This window comes from Telluria mixta (genome assembly GCF_029223865.1).
GTDB classification, from domain to species: domain Bacteria; phylum Pseudomonadota; class Gammaproteobacteria; order Burkholderiales; family Burkholderiaceae_D; genus Telluria; species Telluria mixta.
In genome coordinates, this window is sequence record NZ_CP119520.1 from 1,312,820 (window position 1) to 1,331,156 (window position 18,337).

Consider the following 18,337-nt stretch of genomic DNA (forward strand, 5'->3'; position numbering starts at 1 on the left):
GAGAAAGATAACGATGCGCAAGATGACCGGGGCGCTGCTGGCGCTGGCAGCACTGGCGTGCGTACAGACGGCGCGGGCCGAGGGGCTCGATCCGACCGAGCAGAAGATCGTCGCGGAAATCAGGGCGCATGCGCCGCAAGCCCTCGCCCTGCTCGAGCAGAGCGTCCTCATCAACAGCGGCACGATGAATACCCGCGGCGTGCGCGACGTGGGCGCATTGTTCCGCAAGCAGTTCGACGAGCTCGGTTTTACGACGCGCTGGATCGATCTGCCGCCCGAGATGCGCCGCGCCGGCCACCTCGTCGCGACGCGTGACGGCAACCGCGGCAAGCGCCTGCTGCTGCTCGGTCACCTCGACACCGTGTTCGAACCGGGCTCCGACGTCCCCATGTGGCAGCGCGACGGCGATAAGGTGCGCGGCCAGGGCGTGTCGGACATGAAGGGCGGCGACGTGATCGTCATCGAAGCCTTGCGCGCGCTGCACCGCGTGGGCGCTCTCGACGGCACGCGCATCGCCGTGATGTTCACGGGCGACGAGGAGGAAGCCGGGAATCCGAAGAGCGTGTCGCGCGGCGACATGGTGGCGCTGGCCAAGCGCAGCGACGTCGCCCTCAGCTTCGAAGGCAGCATCCTCGACAAGAACGGCCAGGCGACCGCCACCGTGGGCCGCCGTGCGACGGCCACGTGGGAGCTCGAAGTCAAGGCGCGCCAGGGCCATTCGATGGCCGTGTTCGGCGCCAACGGCTACGGCGCCGTGTACGAGACGGCGCGCATCCTCGACGCCTTCCGCCAGCAGGTGATCGAGCCGGGCCTCACGTTCAATCCGGGCCTGATCCTGGGCGGCACCGAGGTCGCGTTCGACGGCGCCACCTCGCGCGGCACCGCGTTCGGCAAGACGAACGTGATCGCCAACACGGCCACCGTGAAGGCCGACCTGCGCTACCTGGACTATCCGCAACGCGACCGTGCCCAGGCGCGCATGCGCGACATCGTCGCGCAGAACCTGCCCGGCACCAGCGCCACCATCGCATTCCACGAATCCTATCCGCCGATGGCCGTGACACCCGGCAACCTGAAAGTGCTGGACCTGTATTCGCGCGTCAGCCAGGATGCCGGCCTCGGCGCGATCGCCCCCTTGCCCGCGGAAGCGCGCGGCGCGGGCGACATCCAGTTCGTCGCGCCGCTCCTCGACAGCCTCGACGGCCTCGGCGCGAGCGGCAACGGCGCCCATTCGCCGAACGAAGACCTCGATGTGGGCTCGATCGAACGGAGTGCCGTGCGCGCGGCATTGCTGATCTATCGTTTGACGCGTTGACGCTCGTCGAATTTCTTCAACCGGACACACTACCCGAACCGGGTAATATGCACACATGGCACGACTGATACTCACCTTCCCCGAAGACCAGTACTACTACACGACCTTGCTGACGGTGCGCGTCACCGACATCAACGCCGGCAACCACCTGGGCAACGACTCGATGATCTCGATGATTTCCGAGGCGCGGGCCCGTTTCCTGTTCGAATACGGCGTCTCGGAAACAGAGGGCGACGGCACGGGCATCATCGTCACGGACCTCGCGACGACGTACCGCGCCGAGGCGCACGCACGCGACCAGCTGCTGTTCGAAGTGGGCGTCATGGACTTCAACAAGTATGGCGGCGACATCATCTTCCGGGTCACCCGTCCCAAAGATAAAACCCTCGTCGCGATGGCCAAGCAGGGCTTCGTCTTCTTCAACTACAAGACGAGCCAGGTCGTCGCCATGCCGGAAGACTTCCGCACCAAGTTCGACCGGGTGAACTGGATCGACTGAGTTTCCCCGCAAAAAAATCGGGAACTTTCCCCGCCTCCCGCTGGAATATGGGTAAAGACAATGACCCATGACCACGCCAACCACTGATACCGACCTGCTGCGCCAGACGCGCAGCGGCGCCGCCGACGCCTTCGCGGCCTTGTACCGGCGCCACCAGGGTCCGCTGTACCGCTTCGCGCTGCTGCGCTGCGGCTCGGCGGACACGGCCGCCGACGTGGTCCAGGAAACGTTCATGGGCCTGCTGACGGATCGGTTCCGCTTCGATCCGCTGCGCGGACAGTTGCAGCACTTCCTGTTCGGCGTGGCGCGCAACCTGATCCTCAAGAACGAAACGGCACACCAGCGGCACGTGGTGCTGGACGGCGGGGACGACGGCGACGACGACCTGCCCGACGACGCGGCCTGTCCGCTGGCGCGCCTGCTGGACAACGAGGCCGCCGAGGAAGTACGGCGCGCGCTGGCGCTGCTCGCGCCGCACTACCGCGACGCCGTCATCCTGTACGAGATACACGAATTGTCGTACGCCGAGATCGCCGACATCTGCCAGGTCGACATCGGCACCGTGCGTTCGCGCCTGTCGCGCGGGCGGGCGGCACTCGCGAAGCGCCTGGCCTGCATGAAAGGATAACCATCATGGACACAAACAAGACGACGGCGACCGACCGCGATCCCCTGTTCGACGCCCTGCGCGCGGAGGTGGGCCGGCTGGACGCCCCGCGCGGCGTCGAAAAGGAATTGCTGCAGGCGTTCGCGAAGCTGCACCCGCCGAAGCGCCGCTGGTATCAAAAGCTGACGGTGCCTTCCTTCGCACTGGCCGGCAGCCTCGTGGCCGGCGCACTCGTGCTGGCGTTCGCCGTGCGGGCACCGCACCCGGCGGATGACGGCCGCGCCGGCGCGCTCGTCGCGCTCGACGGCAACGGCGTGTTCATCGCGCTGGATTCGGCAGAGCGCATCGCCGCGGAACCGGCGCCGCGCATGGTCGCCACCGACGTGCCGCGCACGAGCCTTGCCGCATTGGGCGTGCCGCTCACACCGGAAAACGCGGGCGATTCCGTCCGTGCCGAGATGCTCGTCGCGGCCGACGGCCAGCCGCTTGCCCTGCGCCTGAGCGCGCTTCAATAACGAAAGAGGATGCCATGACTACCAGACATATTGTGATCGCCGCCCTGCTGGCCGGCCTGTTCGCCCCGGCGCTGGCCGAGGATACCCAGGGCCGCGCGTCCGACGGCGCCATGACGTTCCACTTCGACAGCATGAACTTCGACGCGCGCACCGGCGTCGCCGTGATGCGCTCGAACATCGTCAAGACCGCGCCGTACAGTGCGCAGATGGTGACGGAGTTCGCGCAGGCGCTGGCCGACGGCAACCAGATCGCCACGCGCCGCACCACCATGACGTACCGCGACAGCGCCGGCCGCACCCGCCAGGAGATCCGCGACGACAAGGGCGACGTCGTCACCGTCACGATCAACGATCCGGTGAACGGCACGAACCTGATCCTGCACCCGCGGGACCGCACCGCTGTCAGGATCAACCCGGCGGCGACAGCGCGCGCGGCGGCCGACGCGGCCCGGGCGAAGATCGACCAGATGCGCAAGGACGGGACGCTGCCCGACGGCAAAGAAGACATCATCGTGAAACGCGTGCAAGGCATCGACGACGCCGAGCGCCAGCGCATCCAGCGCGACGTGCGCATCCACGTGTCGAGGGCGCTGGCGGAGAACGGCACGGCACTGCGCGACGCGCAGATGCAGGTGGCGCCGCTGATGAACGGCGCGTTCGCCGACGTCAAATGGTCGACGAAGGCGACGACGAAGGACCTGGGCACGCGCGACTTCGGCGGCATCAAGGCCGAGGGCAAGCTGCGCAGCTACGAGATCCCGGCCGGCGCGATCGGCAACCGCAATGCGATCGTCGTCGCGGACGAGACGTGGACGGCACCCGACCTGCAGGTGACGGTGTACACGAAGCACAGCGACCCGCGCAGCGGCGACGTCGTGTTCCGTCTCGAAAACGTCAAGCGCGAGGAACCGGCGGCCGCCCTGTTCACCGTGCCGGCCGATTACACGGTGCGCGAAGCGGGCGGCCGCTGGCGCGACAAGGCCGGCCGCACGGACAAGTGAATTACCTGCGCTTCTTCTGGATCGGCGCGATCGTCTTGTCGAACCAGTCGTCGATCATCTGCTTCTCGTAGCGATACGGCTCGGAATCGAAGTAGTGGCTGAAGGTCTGCTGGTAATTCATGTCCTGCAGCTGCGCCTGGCCGCTCTTGAGCACCTGCCCATTCTGCTCGATCGCATAATTCAGCTCCATGCGGGGCCAGTCCGCGCGGCCGGTCAGCACGCGCAGGTCGCGGCCCAGCCGGGCGCTCGGGATCAGGCGGCCGGCCGGGTCGAAATCCGTGATCTCGATGCGCAGGTCCTCGCCCGGCGGCAGGTTCGCGCCCAGCTTCACGAAGTGGTCGGTGATCTGGTCCAGCATCTCCTTGCGCTCCCAGCCCGCGAACGGCAGGTCATGGAAATTCTCGGGGTGGACCCAGGTGACGTTGACCGCGGCCGACGCGCTGCCCGCGGCCAGCGCCAGCAGGCCCGCCAGGGCCATCGTCTTCATGAACGGTTTCATGATGTTCTTCCTTTCGTCGTCGAATACAACAACCGTTTATACCTCATTCTTATACGCCGGTTTCCATGCCGGGTCCGTTATCAATTCGTCTTAGTTTGTATCGAAATGTTAGTCCCCGCACAGGGCCGCGAGCGCTTGCCCGGCACAATCCCGGACAGGACAACGCAAGCGAGGATGCATCATGCCGGAAGGCCCGTCGCTGGTCATCTTGAAAGAGCAGACGGCCCCGTTCGTGGGCCAGGAAATCGTGCGCGCCGAGGGCAATACCTGGGCCATCGACACGACGCGCCTGATCGGCCAGCCCATCGTCGCGCTGCGCACCTGGGGCAAGCATTTTCTCATCCAGATGCCCACGATGGTCGTGCGCATTCACTTCCTGCTGTTCGGCACGTACCGCGTGAACGAGGGGCGCGACAAACCGCCGCGCCTGTCGCTCGGCTTCGCGGACGGCGGCGTACTCAATTTCTACGCCTGCTCCGTGAAGGAAATCGACTGCGACATCGACGCGTATTACGACTGGGCCGCGGACGTCATGTCGGATGCATGGGATCCGGCCAAGGCGCGCAAGAAGCTCCGTGCAGCGCCGGACACCCTCGCCTGCGACGCCCTGCTCGACCAGGACATCTTTGCCGGCGTCGGCAACATCATCAAGAACGAGGTGCTGTTTCGCATCCGGGTCGACCCGCGCTCGACCGTGGGCGCGCTGCCGCCGGCCAAGCTGCGCGCCCTCGTGCAGGAGGCGCGCCAGTACAGCTTCGACTTCCTCGAGTGGAAAAAAGAGTTCACGCTCAAGAAGCACTGGCTCGCGCATAACCAGAAAATCTGCCCCCGCTGCCACATCCCCTTCCACAAAGCGAACCTGGGCAAGACGAACCGGCGCAGCTTCTGGTGCGAGCGTTGCCAAAAACTGTATGAATGAGGCACAAATAGCAGGGAAGCAACACGTTGCGACATTGTGACTTATTGCACTGCGCCATTAATATTTCTTGTTGTTAATGGTCACTGCTCATACTACAATCATTTCGGACCGTGCTGCCTTACCTCAAAACCTCGAGAGATCGTCAAATGTCCTTCCTGTCCTCAGCCGCGCCGAAGCTTGCACCGTGGAAAGTTTTGCTCGTCGACGACGAACCGGACATCCATGACATCACCAAGCTGACGCTGTCCCGGTTCCGCCTGGACGGCCGCAGCCTCTCGTTCCTGCACGCCTACAGCGGCGCGGAGGCCAAGGAGATCCTGGCGCGCGAGAAGGACATCGCGCTGGTGTTCCTCGACGTCGTCATGGAGCGCGAGGACAGCGGCCTGGAAGTGGCACGCTGGATGCGCCAGGAGCTGGACAACCAGTTCACCCGCATCGTGCTGCGCACGGGCCAGCCGGGCCAGGCGCCCGAGGAACGCGTGATCGTCGACTACGACATCAACGATTACAAGGAAAAGACGGAGCTCGACCGCACCAAGCTGTTCACGACGACCTTCGCCGCCCTGCGCGCCTACCGCGACATCATGAAGGTCGAGGACGCCCGCCGCGTCCAGCAGAATTACCGCGAAGGCCTGGAGCGCGTGATCTCCGCGTCCACGCATTTGTTCAGGCAGCGCAATTTGAAGGATTTCGCCAGCGGCCTGCTGCAGCAGGTCGTCGCCCTGCTGCGCCTGGAGCAGAGCATGCTGCTGCGCGTGGCCGGCGCCAGCGTGATCACGGGCGAGAGCCAGTACGAGATCCTCGCGCGCATCGGCGACGTGGGCGACCACGACATCGGCCCGGAACTGATCGCCCAGCTGGACGAGGCGCGCCACAACCGCATCTCCAAGCTGCATGGCGACACCTATGTCGGCTACTTCCCGAACAGCAGCGGCAAGGCGTCCCTGCTCGTGCTCAAGGGCGTGGAAGAAATCAACGAGATCGACGTCCAATTGCTCGACGTCTTTTGCTCGGGCGTCGCCATCGCCTTCGACAATATCCTGCTGAACCAGGAGATCACCGACACCCAGGCCGAGCTGATCCTGCGGCTGGGCGACGTCGTCGAATCGCGCTCGAACGAGGCCGGCAACCACGTGCGCCGCATGGCCCAGGTGTGCCACCTGCTGGCCCAGGAATCGGGCATGTCCGACGACGAGACGGCCGTGCTGATGCATGCGGCGCCGATGCACGACGTGGGCAAGATCGCCACGCCGGACGCCGTCCTGTTGAAACCGGGCCGCCTCACGCCCGAGGAATGGGACATCATGAAGCAGCACCCGACCATCGGCCTGCAGATCCTGGACGGCTCGCAGCGCCCGATCCTGAAGGCCGCCGCCGTGATCGCCCACCAGCACCACGAGAAATGGGACGGCAGCGGCTACCCGCAAGGCCTGAAGGGCGAAGACATCCACCCGTACGCCCGCATCGTGGCCGTGGCCGACGTGTTCGACGCCCTCACCCACGAACGCGTCTACAAGAAGGCCTGGCCGATCGACCAGGTGCGCGACTACCTGCGCGAGGTGGCGGGCCAGCACCTCGATCCGCACTACGTCGACATCCTCGTCCGGAACCTCGACAAGGCCGCCGAGATCAACGAGCGCTGGCCGGACTGAAATCGCTATCATCAGCCGGGACAACACCGGCATAGTCCGGTAGTATGCTGGGCTTCGAGGCAACATTGTCCCGACTGCCCACCGGCCCATGCGTATCCGAACCCGACTGCTGATCCTGATCCTCGCGATCCTGATACCCGCCCTCCTCGCGGCGGTGCTGGCCGTCTGGTATGTCTATCAGGAAGAGCGGCGGGCCCAGGAAACGAGCGTCAAGGAAGCCGTGCGCGCCTTCACCCTCCTCGTCGACAACGAACTGGAGATCAGGGAAGGCATCCTGCGCACGCTGGCGAATTCCCCCGCGCTGGCGCGCGGCGATCTCGATACCTTTTACCGCCACGCCCATTCGGTGGTACCGCGCGGCGAGACGGCGATCCTGCTGCTCGACCGGGACGGCCACCAGCTGCTCAACACGCGGGTCGCACCGGGCGAGCCGCTGCCGCCCGGACGCTCGTCGAATCTCGACGTGCTGATGAAACGGGACGGCGCCGACCGCACCCTCGTCTCCGACCTGTTCGTCTCCTCGATCAGCCAGCGCCATGCGGTCGCCATCCAGGTGCCGGTGCACGTGGACGGCACCCTGCGCTACTTCCTCGCCATGAGCATGAACGCCGCCCAGCTGCAGGCGCTGCTGGGCGAACAGCGCTTCCCGGCCGAGTGGCAGGCGGCCATCATCGACCGCACCGGCCGGCTGATCGCCCGCTCGATCGACCCGGACCAGTACCGGGGACGCTCGGTCAGCGACGTGGCGCTGGCCCAGTTCGCGGCCAACCGCGAAGGCGTGTTCTCGAACCGGAACCTGGCCGGCATCCCCGTGCAGGCCTTCTTCAGCACCGTGCCGTCGTCGAACTGGAAAGTCCTCGTCAGCATTCCGACGGAAGACCTGCGCCGCGTGCCGCTGCATGCGGCGGCCTTCCTGGCCGCCATCATGGCCGTCATGCTCGTGCTGGCATCGGTGGCCGCGCGCTGGTTCGCACGCCGCGCCGCCATCCCGATCGAATACCTGGGCCGCAGCGCCGCGGACCTGGGCGCCGGCCGCGAAGTGCATTACCGGCCGCAGGGCATCGTCGAGATCGACGCCGTGGCGCAGCGCATGGCCGAGGCGAGCCGCCAGATCCTGACGGCCCAGGCCGACCTGGAACAGCGCGTGGCCGAAGCCGTGGCGGCCAGCGAGCGCGCCCAGAGCGCCCTGATACGCGGCCAGAAGCTGGAAGCCCTCGGCCGGCTCACGGGCGGCATCGCGCACGAATTCAACAACCTGCTGCAGACGCTGACGACCGCGCTGCAGATCGCATCGCTGACGGCGAACCAGCCGAAGGTGCTGAGCCTGATCGACACGTGCAAGCGCACCGTCAGCCGCGCCACCGCGCTGACGACGCGCCTGGGATCGTTCGGCCGCGTGCAGGATGCGCGCCTGCTGACGGTCGACCCGGGCGAGCAGGTGCGCGGGTCCGTCCAGCTGCTGCGCGGCGTGCTGCGCCAGGGCACGCGCATGGAAGTGCAGTGCGCGGACGACCTGTGGCCCGTCACACTCGATCCCGTGCAGTTCGACCTGGCCCTCCTGAACCTGGCGATCAATGCGCGCGACGCGATGCCGGACGGCGGCCGTCTCGCCGTCGACGTGCGCAACTGCACGCTCGAACCGACCATGGAACGCACGGGCGGCGACTACGTGCGTGTGAGCGTGACGGACACGGGCACCGGCATGCCGCCCGACGTGCTGGCGCGCGCGCTCGACCCGTTCTTCACGACGAAACCGCCGGGCCAGGGCTCCGGCCTCGGGCTGCCCCAGGCCTACGCGTTCGCCACGCAATCGCGCGGCTGGCTGACCCTGTCGAGCACGGTGGGCGCCGGCACCACCATCGAAATCTACCTGCCGCGCTCGCTGCAACCGCTGTCGGCCGTGGCGGCGCGCGCCGACGGCCAGGCACCGGGACGCGGCGGCGGACGGGTGCTGTTCGTCGAGGACGACCCGCTCGTGCGCGAAGCCGTGGTGCGCGGCCTGGAGGATTGCGGCTTCGACGTGATGGTAGCGCCGGACGGCGACAAGGCGCTCGCCATGCTCGACGCCGGCCTCGACGCCGACGTCGTGTTTTCCGACATCGTCATGCCCGGCAAGGTCAGCGGCATCGAGCTGGCCGGCATCCTGCACGAGCGCCGCCCCGGCCTGCCGGTCGTCCTTGCCACCGGCTACACCGACCAGCGCGCCGTCATCCCCGGCGTGCAGGTGCTGGCCAAGCCCTACGAGATCGACCAGCTGGTCGAGCTGCTGGCCAATCTGTCCGGCGGCCGCTGAATCGTCTTACAGCGTCAAGGTGACCTGTTCGCTGCCTACCGCCACCAGGCACGTGGTGCCGGATTTGCCGCCCGCCGCCGTGGCGCAACTTGCGCTGACCTTCTTGTCTTGCCACTTGCCATCGAAGCGGCCCTCTCCGTGCAGCAGCGAGATCTGGTCGTCGATCACTTTTGCGCCATTCACGAAGATGCGGACGTCCGAGTTGTCGATCAGTTCGCCCTGGATCTGCAGCGTGCCGTCCCGGCTGGTGTAGTGACTCCCGGTCACCGGCGCAAGCGCGCCGCAGCCGGACAATGTAACGGCCAACGCGGCCGCGATCATGAACTTCGTTGACATTTTTGTGTAATCTCCGCGTATCGTCGCGGATCTCTTCAGGAAAGCAGAAATCATAAGCGTATTTACCATGAACTGGCCATTAAAAAATTGCAACAAAGGTTAATTCCTTGCAATGACAAAAAAATAGCGGTCGCAATTTCCACATGGCAACTTATGGTTGCATGGGCGGCACGCGACCGGCGTACAATGGATGCTTTCATGGAGGGCACACACATGCAGACCCTGCCCCTGCGGATCGGCGCCCACCAGGACCTGCGCGCCGTGCTCGACACCCTCGTCGCGCAGCACCATGTCGACGCCGCGTTCGTCCTGCAAGGCATCGGCAGCCTGTCGGTCGCCCGGTTGCGCTTCGCGGGCCGGTCCGAGTTCACGGAACTGCGCGGCGACCTCGAAATCCTCACCTTGGGCGGCTCGCTGTCGCCGGACGGTCCGCACCTGCACGCGAGCGTGGCCGATGACGGCGGCCGCGTCATCGGCGGCCACCTCGGTCCCGGCTGCATCGTGCGTACGACGGCCGAGGTGCTCGTGGCGCTGCTGCCGCGCCACCGCTTCCGTCGCGAATTCGATCCGGCCACGGGGTTCGACGAGTTGTTCGTGAAGGCTTAGTGTCTTTGCTATGTCCGTTTCCGCACTGAACGGTCCGGTGCGGCGCCGTAGTCTGGCGGTACACCATCGCAGAGACCGACCATGACTACGCACATTCCCGACGACGACCCCACCCAGCCCAGGCCCGCGCCCCTGTCGCTCGCCGCGTGGAAACACTTCGTCAACGTCGCCAAGCCCTACTGGCTGGGCAATGAAAAAGGCAAGGCCTGGTCCCTGCTGCTTCTGCTGATCGTGCTGATGCTGGTCGACACCAAGCTCGCGGTCATGCTGAACAACCAGACCGGAGAATTGACGTCGGCGCTGGCCGGCAAGGACGCCGACCGCTTCTGGGCCTCCGTGCGCGCCTGCCTGTTCATCCTCGCGTTCGCCGTGCCGACCTATGCCTTCTACTACTACATGCGCGACGTCTTCGCGAACCAGTGGCGGCGCTGGCTGACCGGCCGGTTCCTCGACGGCTACCTGCAGGACCGCAAATACTATGCGCTGGGCGCCAGCAACGAGATCGACAATCCGGACCAGCGCATCAGCGAGGACATCAACACGTTCACGGGCCGCTCCATCAACTTCCTGCTGATCTTCCTCGGCTCGATCATGCAGCTGGTCGCCTTCAGCACCGTGCTGTGGTCGATCTCGCACCTGCTCGTGGCCGTGCTCGTGGCCTACGCGGTGACGGGCAACATCGTCGCCCTGTACTTCTTCGGCAGCCCGCTGATCCAGCTGAATTTCTGGCAGTTGCGGCGCGAGGCCGACTTCCGCTTCAGCCTGATGCGCCTGCGCGAGAATGCCGAATCGATCGCGTTCTACCGGGGCGAAGCGCAGGAGCGCACGCACATCGACCATACGTTCAGCAAGGTCATCCGCAACTTCGCCCGGCTGATCAGGAAGCAGCGCGCGCTCAACCTGTTCCAGCGCACGTTCAGCCAACTGACCGTGGTGTTGCCGTACGTGCTGCTGGCCGGCGGCGTCCTGTCGGGCGAGCTGGAAGTCGGCGCCGCGACGCGCGCCGCCGGCGCCTTCACGGCCGTCCTCGGCGCGGTGGGCGTCATCGTCGACAATTTCGAGAGCCTCAGCCGGTTCGTGGCGGGCATCGGCCGTTTGCAGGCCCTGTCGAACCTCGTGCTGCCCGAAGCGCAGTCTGCCGACGTCGCAGACAAGCATCCGCGCATCGCGATGCGTCCGGGCACGCACTTTGCGCTGGAAGCCGTGACCTTGCATCCGCCGCAATCCGACCGCGTCCTCATCAAGGAGCTGAACCTCGTCCTCAAGCCGGGCGACGCCTTGCTGATCACCGGTGCCAGCGGCTGCGGCAAGAGTTCGCTGCTGCGCGCGATCGCGGGGCTGTGGCACACGGGCAGCGGCACGATCCAGCATCCGCCGCTGGAAGACGTGTTCTTCCTGCCGCAGCAACCTTATCTGCAGCAGAGCACGCTACGCAGCCAGCTCATCTATCCCAGCGTGCATGCCGATCTCGGCGACGAACAATTGCTCGACATCCTGGAACAAGTCCATCTGCCGCATCTGGCCGAACGCGTGGGCGGGCTGGATGCCGTGCACGACTGGAGCAAGGTGCTGTCGGTCGGCGAGCAGCAGCGCCTCGCCTTCGGCCGCGTGCTGGTGCACGCGCCGCGGATCGTCATCCTGGACGAGGCGACGAGCGCGCTCGACAGCGCCAACGAAGCGGCCCTGTACACGCGCTTGCGCGCCAGCGGCGCGACGCTCGTCAGCATCGCCCACCGCGAAGCCGTGCTGCGCCATCACACGCACGTGCTGCGGCTGGTGGGCGACGGGACGTGGGAAGTGGTCGACGCGAGCGGGTTCGAGTTCGACAAGCCGGCTGCGGACGCCGCGCCGGCGCCGGTGCGGCCAGCGGTTGTGGCGACTTTTGTCGGTTGATTTGCGGTACCGTTCTTAGAAACAGATTACGTACTGGAACGGCTTCTGGCCTGAATGCGAGCTGACCGGTAATGCAGGACAACCAACATAGCGAGCAAGACGATTGCGAAGTCGATAGCAATGTCAATGATGAGAGCGCCTACGAACAGTTTGTCTTCGACGAACGCGAGCTGTCGCTCTACGGAAACTCCCGGTGCGTCAAACAAGTACGCAACAGGAAAGCCCCCTTTCAATACCGGTTCATAGCAGGGATCGGCAGCGTTGGGACCGCACAAGTTGCCATACTCGGTCAGTTCGGGACCTACGTGCTCAACATATACCGACAGGAGTGTCAGCGTGATTGCCGAGATAAGGGAGAGACCTATCAGACTCAATGTGATCAAGCGGGACATAAGCTCTCCATTTGTTACGCTCCACTTATACCCCGGTTTGCTGGAATAACTGCTTCTGGCCGGTTGGGACGACAGGAAGAACGTCGAGTGTCAGCTCAGGAGCAAGCCGCCTGTCAGGACAACGGCTGCTGCCATTAGAGTCCCGATGACCGTTATCTCGAGCAACCGTATTTTGGGTCGCGGCTTTTCGCTCCGCAAGTACCCGACGATGCCCAGTAGGCAAGCTGTACCTGAGGTGATACTGGTAACTACCGAGCAAAGAGCAAGCAGTGCAAACATCCCGGTCCCGCAAACAAAGCCTCCCGTGCTTACCTGTTCTCTCGCCCATTGCGAGAATAACCAGTTTTGATACATGAAATACGCGATTGGTAACACGGATATGGCACCCAGCAGCAATGACCAAAATCTGTATGATTCAATTAATTTGAACATGTTATAAAGGATCTTGCCTCAACACCCAGCGCTCTAATGATTCTTCACGACTGGCGCGACGGTGAGTTCCCGAACGCGGAGCGCATCGGCCGCGAGACCGTCACGATCCCCCTGCACTGCGGGATGATGGAAGCCGACGTGGACCGCGTGTGCGCGGCCATCGCCGATATCCTCAACTAGTCAGGCGACTTTCAGCTCGACCCGCGCCGCCTTGCGCGGAAAGCGCAGGTGGTAGCGCAAGCCCTGCCCCGGGCTGCTCTCCACGCGCAGCGAGCCTTGCAGCACGTTCGTCGCGAGGTTGTACAGGATGTGGCCACCGAGGCCGCTGCCGCCGCTCCCGCGCTTCGTCGTGAAGAACGGATCGAAGAGCTTGGCGAGCGTCTCCGCATCCATGCCCACGCCATCGTCGGCGTAGTCGAAGACGACGTGGTCGCCGTCGAGCGCCGCGTGGATCGTGATGTGGCCGGGCTGGTCGCGCTCGAAGCCGTGCATCAGCGAGTTGACGACCATGTTCGTGACGATCTGCGAGACGGCGCCCGGAAAACTCTCCAGCAGCAAGTCCTTCGGGCAGTCGACGGCGACTTCCAGCGGCCGGCCCTTCAGCTTCGGCTGCAGCGACAGCAGGACCTCGTTCAGGTACGTGCCCAGGTTGAATGTCCGGATGTCGTCGGAAGACTGGTCCACCGCCACCTGCTTGAAGCTGCGTACGAGGGCCGCGGCGCGCTGCGTGTTGGTCGTCATGATGCGCAGGGACTGGTCGACGATGTCGAAGAACGCGCCCAGGCTGTCTTCCGTCATCTCCCCCGCCGCCAGTTCCTCGCGCGTGAGCTTGAGCTCCTGCACGAGGTGGCTCGTCGCCGTCACGCAGATGCCCAGCGGCGTATTGATCTCGTGCGCGACGCCGGCCACCATCTGGCCCAGCGACGCGAGCTTTTCCTTGCGCACCAGTTCCGTCTGCGCTTCCTGCAACTGGTGCAGCGCCTGTTCGAGCGCGGCGTTCTGCTGTTCCAGGCGCTCCTTGGCCTTGCGGATGGCGCGGTCGGCCTGCATGCGCGCGATCGCCACCGCGACGTGGCTGGAAATGAAGGCCATCAGATCCAGGTCGGCCTTCGTGTAGACGACGGTCGGGTCATAGCTTTGCACGACCAGCACGCCGTACGCCTTGTCGTTGACGAGCATGGGCGCGCCGATCCAGCTGGCGATGTCCGTGTTCCCCAGCGGGTGCTTCACCTTGCCGGCCGCGTGCAGGCGCGCGAAGCTGCCGGCATCGTGGAGTTGCGCCTGCTTCGTCTGCAGCACGTACGACACCATGCCCATGCCGAACGGGAAGCGCTGCTGCGGCGGCGCGTCGTCCTTTTCGTCGGCGAAATATGGGATGCTGATCTCGCCCGTGTCCGGGTGCGTGAGCGCGATGATGAAATTCTTCGCCATCATCAGCTCGCCGATGATGGCGTGCAGGCTGGATGCCAGCACGTCCGTCTCGATGGCGGAGGCCGACAGGTCCGCGATCTGGTACAGCGCGTGCTGCACCTGTTCCGCGCGGCGGCGCTCGGCCACCTCGCGCGCCAGCGCACGGGTGCGCTCCTGCACGGCGCGCTCGAGGCGGTCCATGCTCTGCAGGCCCTGCAGCGCGTTCGACACGTGGTTGGCAATCAGCGCGAACAGCGCCTGGTCTTCCGCGCTGTACGTGTGTTCGGGCAGGTAGCTCTGGATGACGATGGCGCCCATGACCTCGTGCTGCTGGTCGAGCAGCGGGCAGCCCATCCAGTGCTCGGCGATGCTGCCCGTGCCCCAGACGGCGCCGTTCTCTTTCTCGCGCATCTCGTCGCCCGTGATCGCGAGGGGCCGCTTGTTGAGCATGACCCAGGCCGTCGGCGATTCGTCGGGCGACGCCAGCGTCACGCGCTGGTCGGGGCCCGGTCCCTCGTCGCGCGAGTCGACGAAATACACGAAGCGGACCGTGTCGTCCTCGCGCTCGGCCAAGGTGACGTAGAAGTTCTCCGCATACATGATGCGGCCCAGCGCGCGGTGCACGGCGCCGATGAACTCGGCAACGTCGGTACAGCTGGCGGACAGCTGCCCGATGTCGAGCAGCATGGCCTGGACCGCTTCCAGGCGGGCGAGACGGTCTTCCATCGATTCCCCTTATCGAACCAAAAATTGCGCTCGGGAAATCTTAGCAGGTCAGGCCGGGCTTGCGGGGATTGTGTCGCGTAAAACCTACCGTGGCGCGCGAAAATCGTTTTCGATCCAGGTGGACGCCGACGACGGCGACAACTTGAAATCGGGACGCACGCGCACCTGCGCCACGCGCTCGCCCATCTGGTCGAACGCGCTCAGCAGCGCATACGGATTGTCCTCGTCCGGCACGATGTCCAGGGTCACCTTCAGCTCGCCGTCGGCCGTGGAGACGACAGTGCTCTTGTGCAATTGCGCGTGCAATTGCTGCTCGTGGCGGCGGATCACTTCGGACGCCGTCTTGACGAGCGTGTGAAAGGCCGGCGTGTCGAGCGGCTTCGGGTTTTTCTTGTCGCGGCCCATGGTCCAGGGGCCGACGAGGGCCGGTTCGGATTCGCCGTCCTTGTACATGGCCACGGCCCAGCCGTCGTCGTCTTCGTTCTTGATGACGCGCGCGGTCCAGCCGTTGCCCTGCCACAGACGGGGCTCCTGCACGGGAGCATCATCGTCGTGGTCTGGGAATTCGTCGTTCATGCTTGCTTTCTCGGTGGTGCGGGCTTACGCCCAAAAGCAAGATCATAGGCGTTCACGGCGCACTGGACAAGCGCCGCTTCCGTACCGCTAGATGATGCGCAGGTCGGGGCCGCGCGGCGGCATGATGGGTGGGCCGGGCGGCGTGTTGCGCGGGTCGATCGCCGGCGAGGGGATCTGGCTTTTGAACGGGTTGATAATGATTGGTGGAATCGCCGGCGGTGCCGAGGGCGGGTTCTTGTGGCCGGCCGCATACTGACTGCGGTAACTCAAAACACATTGCATAAGATGCCTCCTGCAACAGAGCAGGCTGTCAGTATAGACCGCGAGTCCAGCATTGCAAGGCTTGATTTCCGGCCACTTTTTTCCTTACTGCAGCGTGCGGTCGAGCAGTTCGACCCAGTGTTCCACCGGCACGTCCGTTCCCGATTGCAGGTGCGTGATGCAGCCGATGTTGGCGGACACGATGCGCTCCGGTGCCGTCGCTTCGAGCCGCGCCAGCTTGTCGTCGCGCAGGCGCAGCGAGACCTCCTTGTGCAGCACCGAGTACGTGCCGGCCGAGCCGCAGCACAGATGGCTGTCCGCGCACAGCCGCACGTCGACGCCGGCCGCGCGCAGCAAGTCCTCGACCTTGCCGCGGATTTTCTGGCCATGCTGCAAGGTGCACGGCGGATGGTACGCGACACGCTCGCCCTGCCCTCTTGTCCCCAGCTTTGCGCGCAAGCGTTCCTCGAATTGCGGCAGCACTTCGCTGACGTCCTTCGCCACGGCCGAGACGCGCGCCGCCTTGGCTGCATACGCCGGATCGTCGGCCAGCGCATGGCCGTATTCCTTGATCATCGCGCCGCAACCGGATGCGTTGATCAGGATGGTGTCGATGCCCTGCTCGAGATACGGCCACCACGCGTCGATGTTGCGCCGCATGTCGGCACGGCCGCCGTCCGCATCGTTCATGTGCCAGCGGATGGCGCCGCAGCATCCTGCCCGGTTGGCCGCGACCAGCTGCACGCCGACGGCATCGAACACGCGCGCCGTCGCCGCATTGATGTTCGGCGACATCGCCGGCTGCACGCAGCCTTCCAGGAACAGCATCTTGTGCGCGTGCGCCGTGCGCGGCCAGACGCCTGCGCTTTGGCGCGCGGGCACCTTGTCCTTCAACGCCTGCGGCAGCAGCGGCCGCACCGCCTGCCCCGCCTTCATCGCCGGCGTGAACAGCCAACGCCGCGGCAGCGTTTCCTTCAGCAGCGTACGCAGCATGCGCTGGCGCGCGGGCCGCGCCACCTGCTGCTCGACGACGCGCCGGCCGATGTCGGCCAGCCGTCCGTACTGCACGCCGGACGGACAGGTCGATTCGCAGTTGCGGCACGTGAGGCAGTGGTCCAGGTGCGCCTGGGTTTTATCCGTGGCGGGACGGCCTTCGAGCACCTGCTTGATCAGGTAGATGCGGCCGCGCGGGCCTTCCAGCTCGTCGCCGGACAGTTGATAGGTCGGGCACGTGGCGGTACAGAAGCCGCAATGCACGCATTTGCGCAGGATCGCGTCGGCCTCGTCGCCGTCGCGCGTGCCCCGGATGAAATCGGCGAGATTGGTTTGCACGGCTAGAATTCCTTGTACATGCGGCCGCGGTTGAAGACCCCGGCCGGGTCGAACACATTTTTCAGTTGTCGGTGGATCGCGAGCACGGCGGGCGCCAGCGGCTGGAATACGCCGACACGCCCATTGCCGCCGCGGAACAGCGTCGCGTGGCCGCCGGCCTTGCTCGCGGCCGCGCGCACGGTGGCCGCATCCGCATCGCTGCGAAGCCAGCGCTGCGCACCGCCCCATTCGATCAGTTGCGTACCTTGCAGCGCCAGCGGCGGCGCAAGAGGTGGCGCAACCGTCGGCAGCGACAGGCGCCACAGGCTGCCGGCATCCTTGAAGAACGCGGTGTCATGCTCGCGCAGCGCGCGCCACCAGCCGTCGGCATCGTCCAGCAGCTCGCCACCGATGCGCTTGCGCGCCGCGTCGACGGCCGACCGCGCGCCGGACAGGCGCACCGTCAGCACGCCGTCGTGCCAGCTGGAGGCCGAGACGGGCAGCGGCTGCCCGCCCCACTCGTTCAGCCGGCGCAGCGCCTCGTCGTCGTTCATGTGCAGTTGCACGGTGCATTCGGCGACGGGCTGCGGCAACACTTTTAGGGAGACTTCCGCGATCAGGCCGAACACGCCCAGCGAGCCGGCCAGCAGGCGCGAGACGTCATAGCCGGCCACGTTCTTCATCACCTTGCCGCCGAAGTGCAGCGTCTCTCCTTTCCCGTCCACCAGCACGGCCCCGAGCACGAAATCGCGCACGGCGCCCGCGGCCTGGCGGCGCGGCCCGGAGAGTCCCGCGGCGACCGTACCGCCGATCGTCGCACCGGGACCGAAATGCGGCGGCTCGAACGCGAGCATCTGGCCATGTTCCGCCAGGTGCGCCTCGATCTCGGCCAGCGGCGTGCCGCAGCGGGCCGTGATCACGAGCTCCGTCGGCTCATAGTCCGTGATGCCGCGATAAGCCGTCGTGTCGAGCACCGTGCCCTGCACGTCCTGCCCGTACCAGTCCTTGCTGCCGCCGCCGCGGATGCACAGCGGGGTCCTGGAACCGGTGGCGTGGCCGATCCTGTCGGCGAAATCTTGTAAGGTCGTATCCAT

The 18,337-nt window shown here is 65.7% G+C and carries 19 protein-coding genes; 11 read left to right on the forward strand and 8 right to left on the reverse strand.

Annotated elements, in window-relative coordinates; all coding sequences use genetic code 11:
- Positions 1 to 13 precede the first annotated feature (13 nt).
- The 5 genes from P0M04_RS05750 (at position 14) to P0M04_RS05770 (ending at position 3,937) form a co-directional block, all read left to right on the forward strand.
- Positions 14 to 1,315, forward strand: a complete 1,302-nt coding sequence (locus P0M04_RS05750) for a M20/M25/M40 family metallo-hydrolase (protein WP_259447994.1) — start codon at positions 14 to 16, stop codon at positions 1,313 to 1,315.
- 55 nt (positions 1,316 to 1,370) lie between these two features.
- Positions 1,371 to 1,814, forward strand: coding sequence for a thioesterase family protein (locus P0M04_RS05755; RefSeq protein WP_025511162.1), 444 nt, complete (start codon positions 1,371 to 1,373; stop codon positions 1,812 to 1,814).
- Positions 1,815 to 1,881: 67 nt separating this feature from the next.
- Entirely contained in the window at positions 1,882 to 2,442 is a 561-nt protein-coding gene (locus P0M04_RS05760; protein WP_259447995.1) for an RNA polymerase sigma factor, read from the forward strand.
- A gap of 5 nt (positions 2,443 to 2,447) precedes the next feature.
- On the forward strand, positions 2,448 to 2,936 hold the full coding sequence (locus tag P0M04_RS05765) for a hypothetical protein (RefSeq protein ID WP_259447996.1): 489 nt from the start codon (positions 2,448 to 2,450) through the stop codon (positions 2,934 to 2,936).
- A gap of 14 nt (positions 2,937 to 2,950) precedes the next feature.
- Complete coding sequence (locus P0M04_RS05770; RefSeq protein WP_259447997.1) at positions 2,951 to 3,937, forward strand: hypothetical protein; 987 nt, start codon at positions 2,951 to 2,953, stop codon at positions 3,935 to 3,937.
- 1 nt (position 3,938) lies between these two features.
- Here the strand turns inward: P0M04_RS05770 and P0M04_RS05775 are convergent, their stop codons facing one another.
- The gene (locus tag P0M04_RS05775; RefSeq protein ID WP_259447998.1) at positions 3,939 to 4,436 is read right to left on the reverse strand and encodes a DUF3016 domain-containing protein; all 498 of its coding nucleotides are present in this window, start codon (positions 4,434 to 4,436) and stop codon (positions 3,939 to 3,941) included.
- Between the two features lie 181 nt (positions 4,437 to 4,617).
- On the opposite strand from P0M04_RS05775, the gene P0M04_RS05780 reads away from it, so the two are divergent.
- The 3 genes from P0M04_RS05780 (at position 4,618) to P0M04_RS05790 (ending at position 9,300) form a co-directional block, all read left to right on the forward strand.
- Positions 4,618 to 5,355, forward strand: a complete 738-nt coding sequence (locus tag P0M04_RS05780; RefSeq protein ID WP_259447999.1) for a DNA-formamidopyrimidine glycosylase family protein — start codon at positions 4,618 to 4,620, stop codon at positions 5,353 to 5,355.
- 146 nt (positions 5,356 to 5,501) lie between these two features.
- The gene (locus P0M04_RS05785) at positions 5,502 to 7,007 is read left to right on the forward strand and encodes an HD domain-containing phosphohydrolase (RefSeq protein WP_259448000.1); all 1,506 of its coding nucleotides are present in this window, start codon (positions 5,502 to 5,504) and stop codon (positions 7,005 to 7,007) included.
- Between the two features lie 88 nt (positions 7,008 to 7,095).
- Positions 7,096 to 9,300 (forward strand): hybrid sensor histidine kinase/response regulator, encoded by a 2,205-nt coding sequence (locus tag P0M04_RS05790; RefSeq protein ID WP_259448001.1) that lies wholly within the window; start codon positions 7,096 to 7,098, stop codon positions 9,298 to 9,300.
- Positions 9,301 to 9,306: 6 nt separating this feature from the next.
- Here P0M04_RS05790 and P0M04_RS05795 read toward each other — a convergent pair whose 3' ends face one another.
- On the reverse strand, positions 9,307 to 9,636 hold the full coding sequence (locus P0M04_RS05795; protein WP_259448002.1) for a hypothetical protein: 330 nt from the start codon (positions 9,634 to 9,636) through the stop codon (positions 9,307 to 9,309).
- A 213-nt stretch (positions 9,637 to 9,849) separates the two neighbouring features.
- Here P0M04_RS05795 and P0M04_RS05800 point away from each other — a divergent pair, with 213 nt between their 5' ends.
- Both P0M04_RS05800 and P0M04_RS05805 read left to right on the forward strand, forming a co-directional pair.
- The gene (locus P0M04_RS05800) at positions 9,850 to 10,242 is read left to right on the forward strand and encodes a PPC domain-containing DNA-binding protein (RefSeq protein ID WP_259448003.1); all 393 of its coding nucleotides are present in this window, start codon (positions 9,850 to 9,852) and stop codon (positions 10,240 to 10,242) included.
- Positions 10,243 to 10,323: 81 nt separating this feature from the next.
- Entirely contained in the window at positions 10,324 to 12,135 is a 1,812-nt protein-coding gene (locus P0M04_RS05805) for an ABC transporter ATP-binding protein/permease (RefSeq protein WP_259448004.1), read from the forward strand.
- A 26-nt stretch (positions 12,136 to 12,161) separates the two neighbouring features.
- Here P0M04_RS05805 and P0M04_RS05810 read toward each other — a convergent pair whose 3' ends face one another.
- Positions 12,162 to 12,527, reverse strand: a complete 366-nt coding sequence (locus tag P0M04_RS05810; protein ID WP_259448005.1) for a hypothetical protein — start codon at positions 12,525 to 12,527, stop codon at positions 12,162 to 12,164.
- 468 nt (positions 12,528 to 12,995) lie between these two features.
- Between P0M04_RS05810 and P0M04_RS05815 the strand changes: the two genes are divergently transcribed.
- A complete protein-coding gene (locus P0M04_RS05815) occupies positions 12,996 to 13,139 on the forward strand; it encodes a DegT/DnrJ/EryC1/StrS family aminotransferase (protein ID WP_259448006.1) in 144 nt (47 codons plus the stop codon).
- Here P0M04_RS05815 and P0M04_RS05820 read toward each other — a convergent pair whose 3' ends face one another.
- From P0M04_RS05820 to glcE, 5 genes are all read right to left on the reverse strand, one after another.
- Positions 13,140 to 15,095, reverse strand: coding sequence for a GAF domain-containing sensor histidine kinase (locus P0M04_RS05820; RefSeq protein WP_259448007.1), 1,956 nt, complete (start codon positions 15,093 to 15,095; stop codon positions 13,140 to 13,142).
- 84 nt (positions 15,096 to 15,179) lie between these two features.
- Entirely contained in the window at positions 15,180 to 15,671 is a 492-nt protein-coding gene (locus P0M04_RS05825; protein WP_259448008.1) for a hypothetical protein, read from the reverse strand.
- An 87-nt stretch (positions 15,672 to 15,758) separates the two neighbouring features.
- On the reverse strand, positions 15,759 to 15,941 hold the full coding sequence (locus tag P0M04_RS05830; protein WP_091664404.1) for a hypothetical protein: 183 nt from the start codon (positions 15,939 to 15,941) through the stop codon (positions 15,759 to 15,761).
- 96 nt (positions 15,942 to 16,037) lie between these two features.
- Positions 16,038 to 17,264 carry a glycolate oxidase subunit GlcF gene (glcF, locus tag P0M04_RS05835; RefSeq protein WP_259448009.1) on the reverse strand — a complete coding sequence of 409 codons (1,227 nt, stop codon included), beginning with the start codon at positions 17,262 to 17,264 and terminating at the stop codon, positions 16,038 to 16,040.
- A 2-nt stretch (positions 17,265 to 17,266) separates the two neighbouring features.
- A complete protein-coding gene (glcE, locus tag P0M04_RS05840; RefSeq protein WP_259448010.1) occupies positions 17,267 to 18,337 on the reverse strand; it encodes a glycolate oxidase subunit GlcE in 1,071 nt (356 codons plus the stop codon).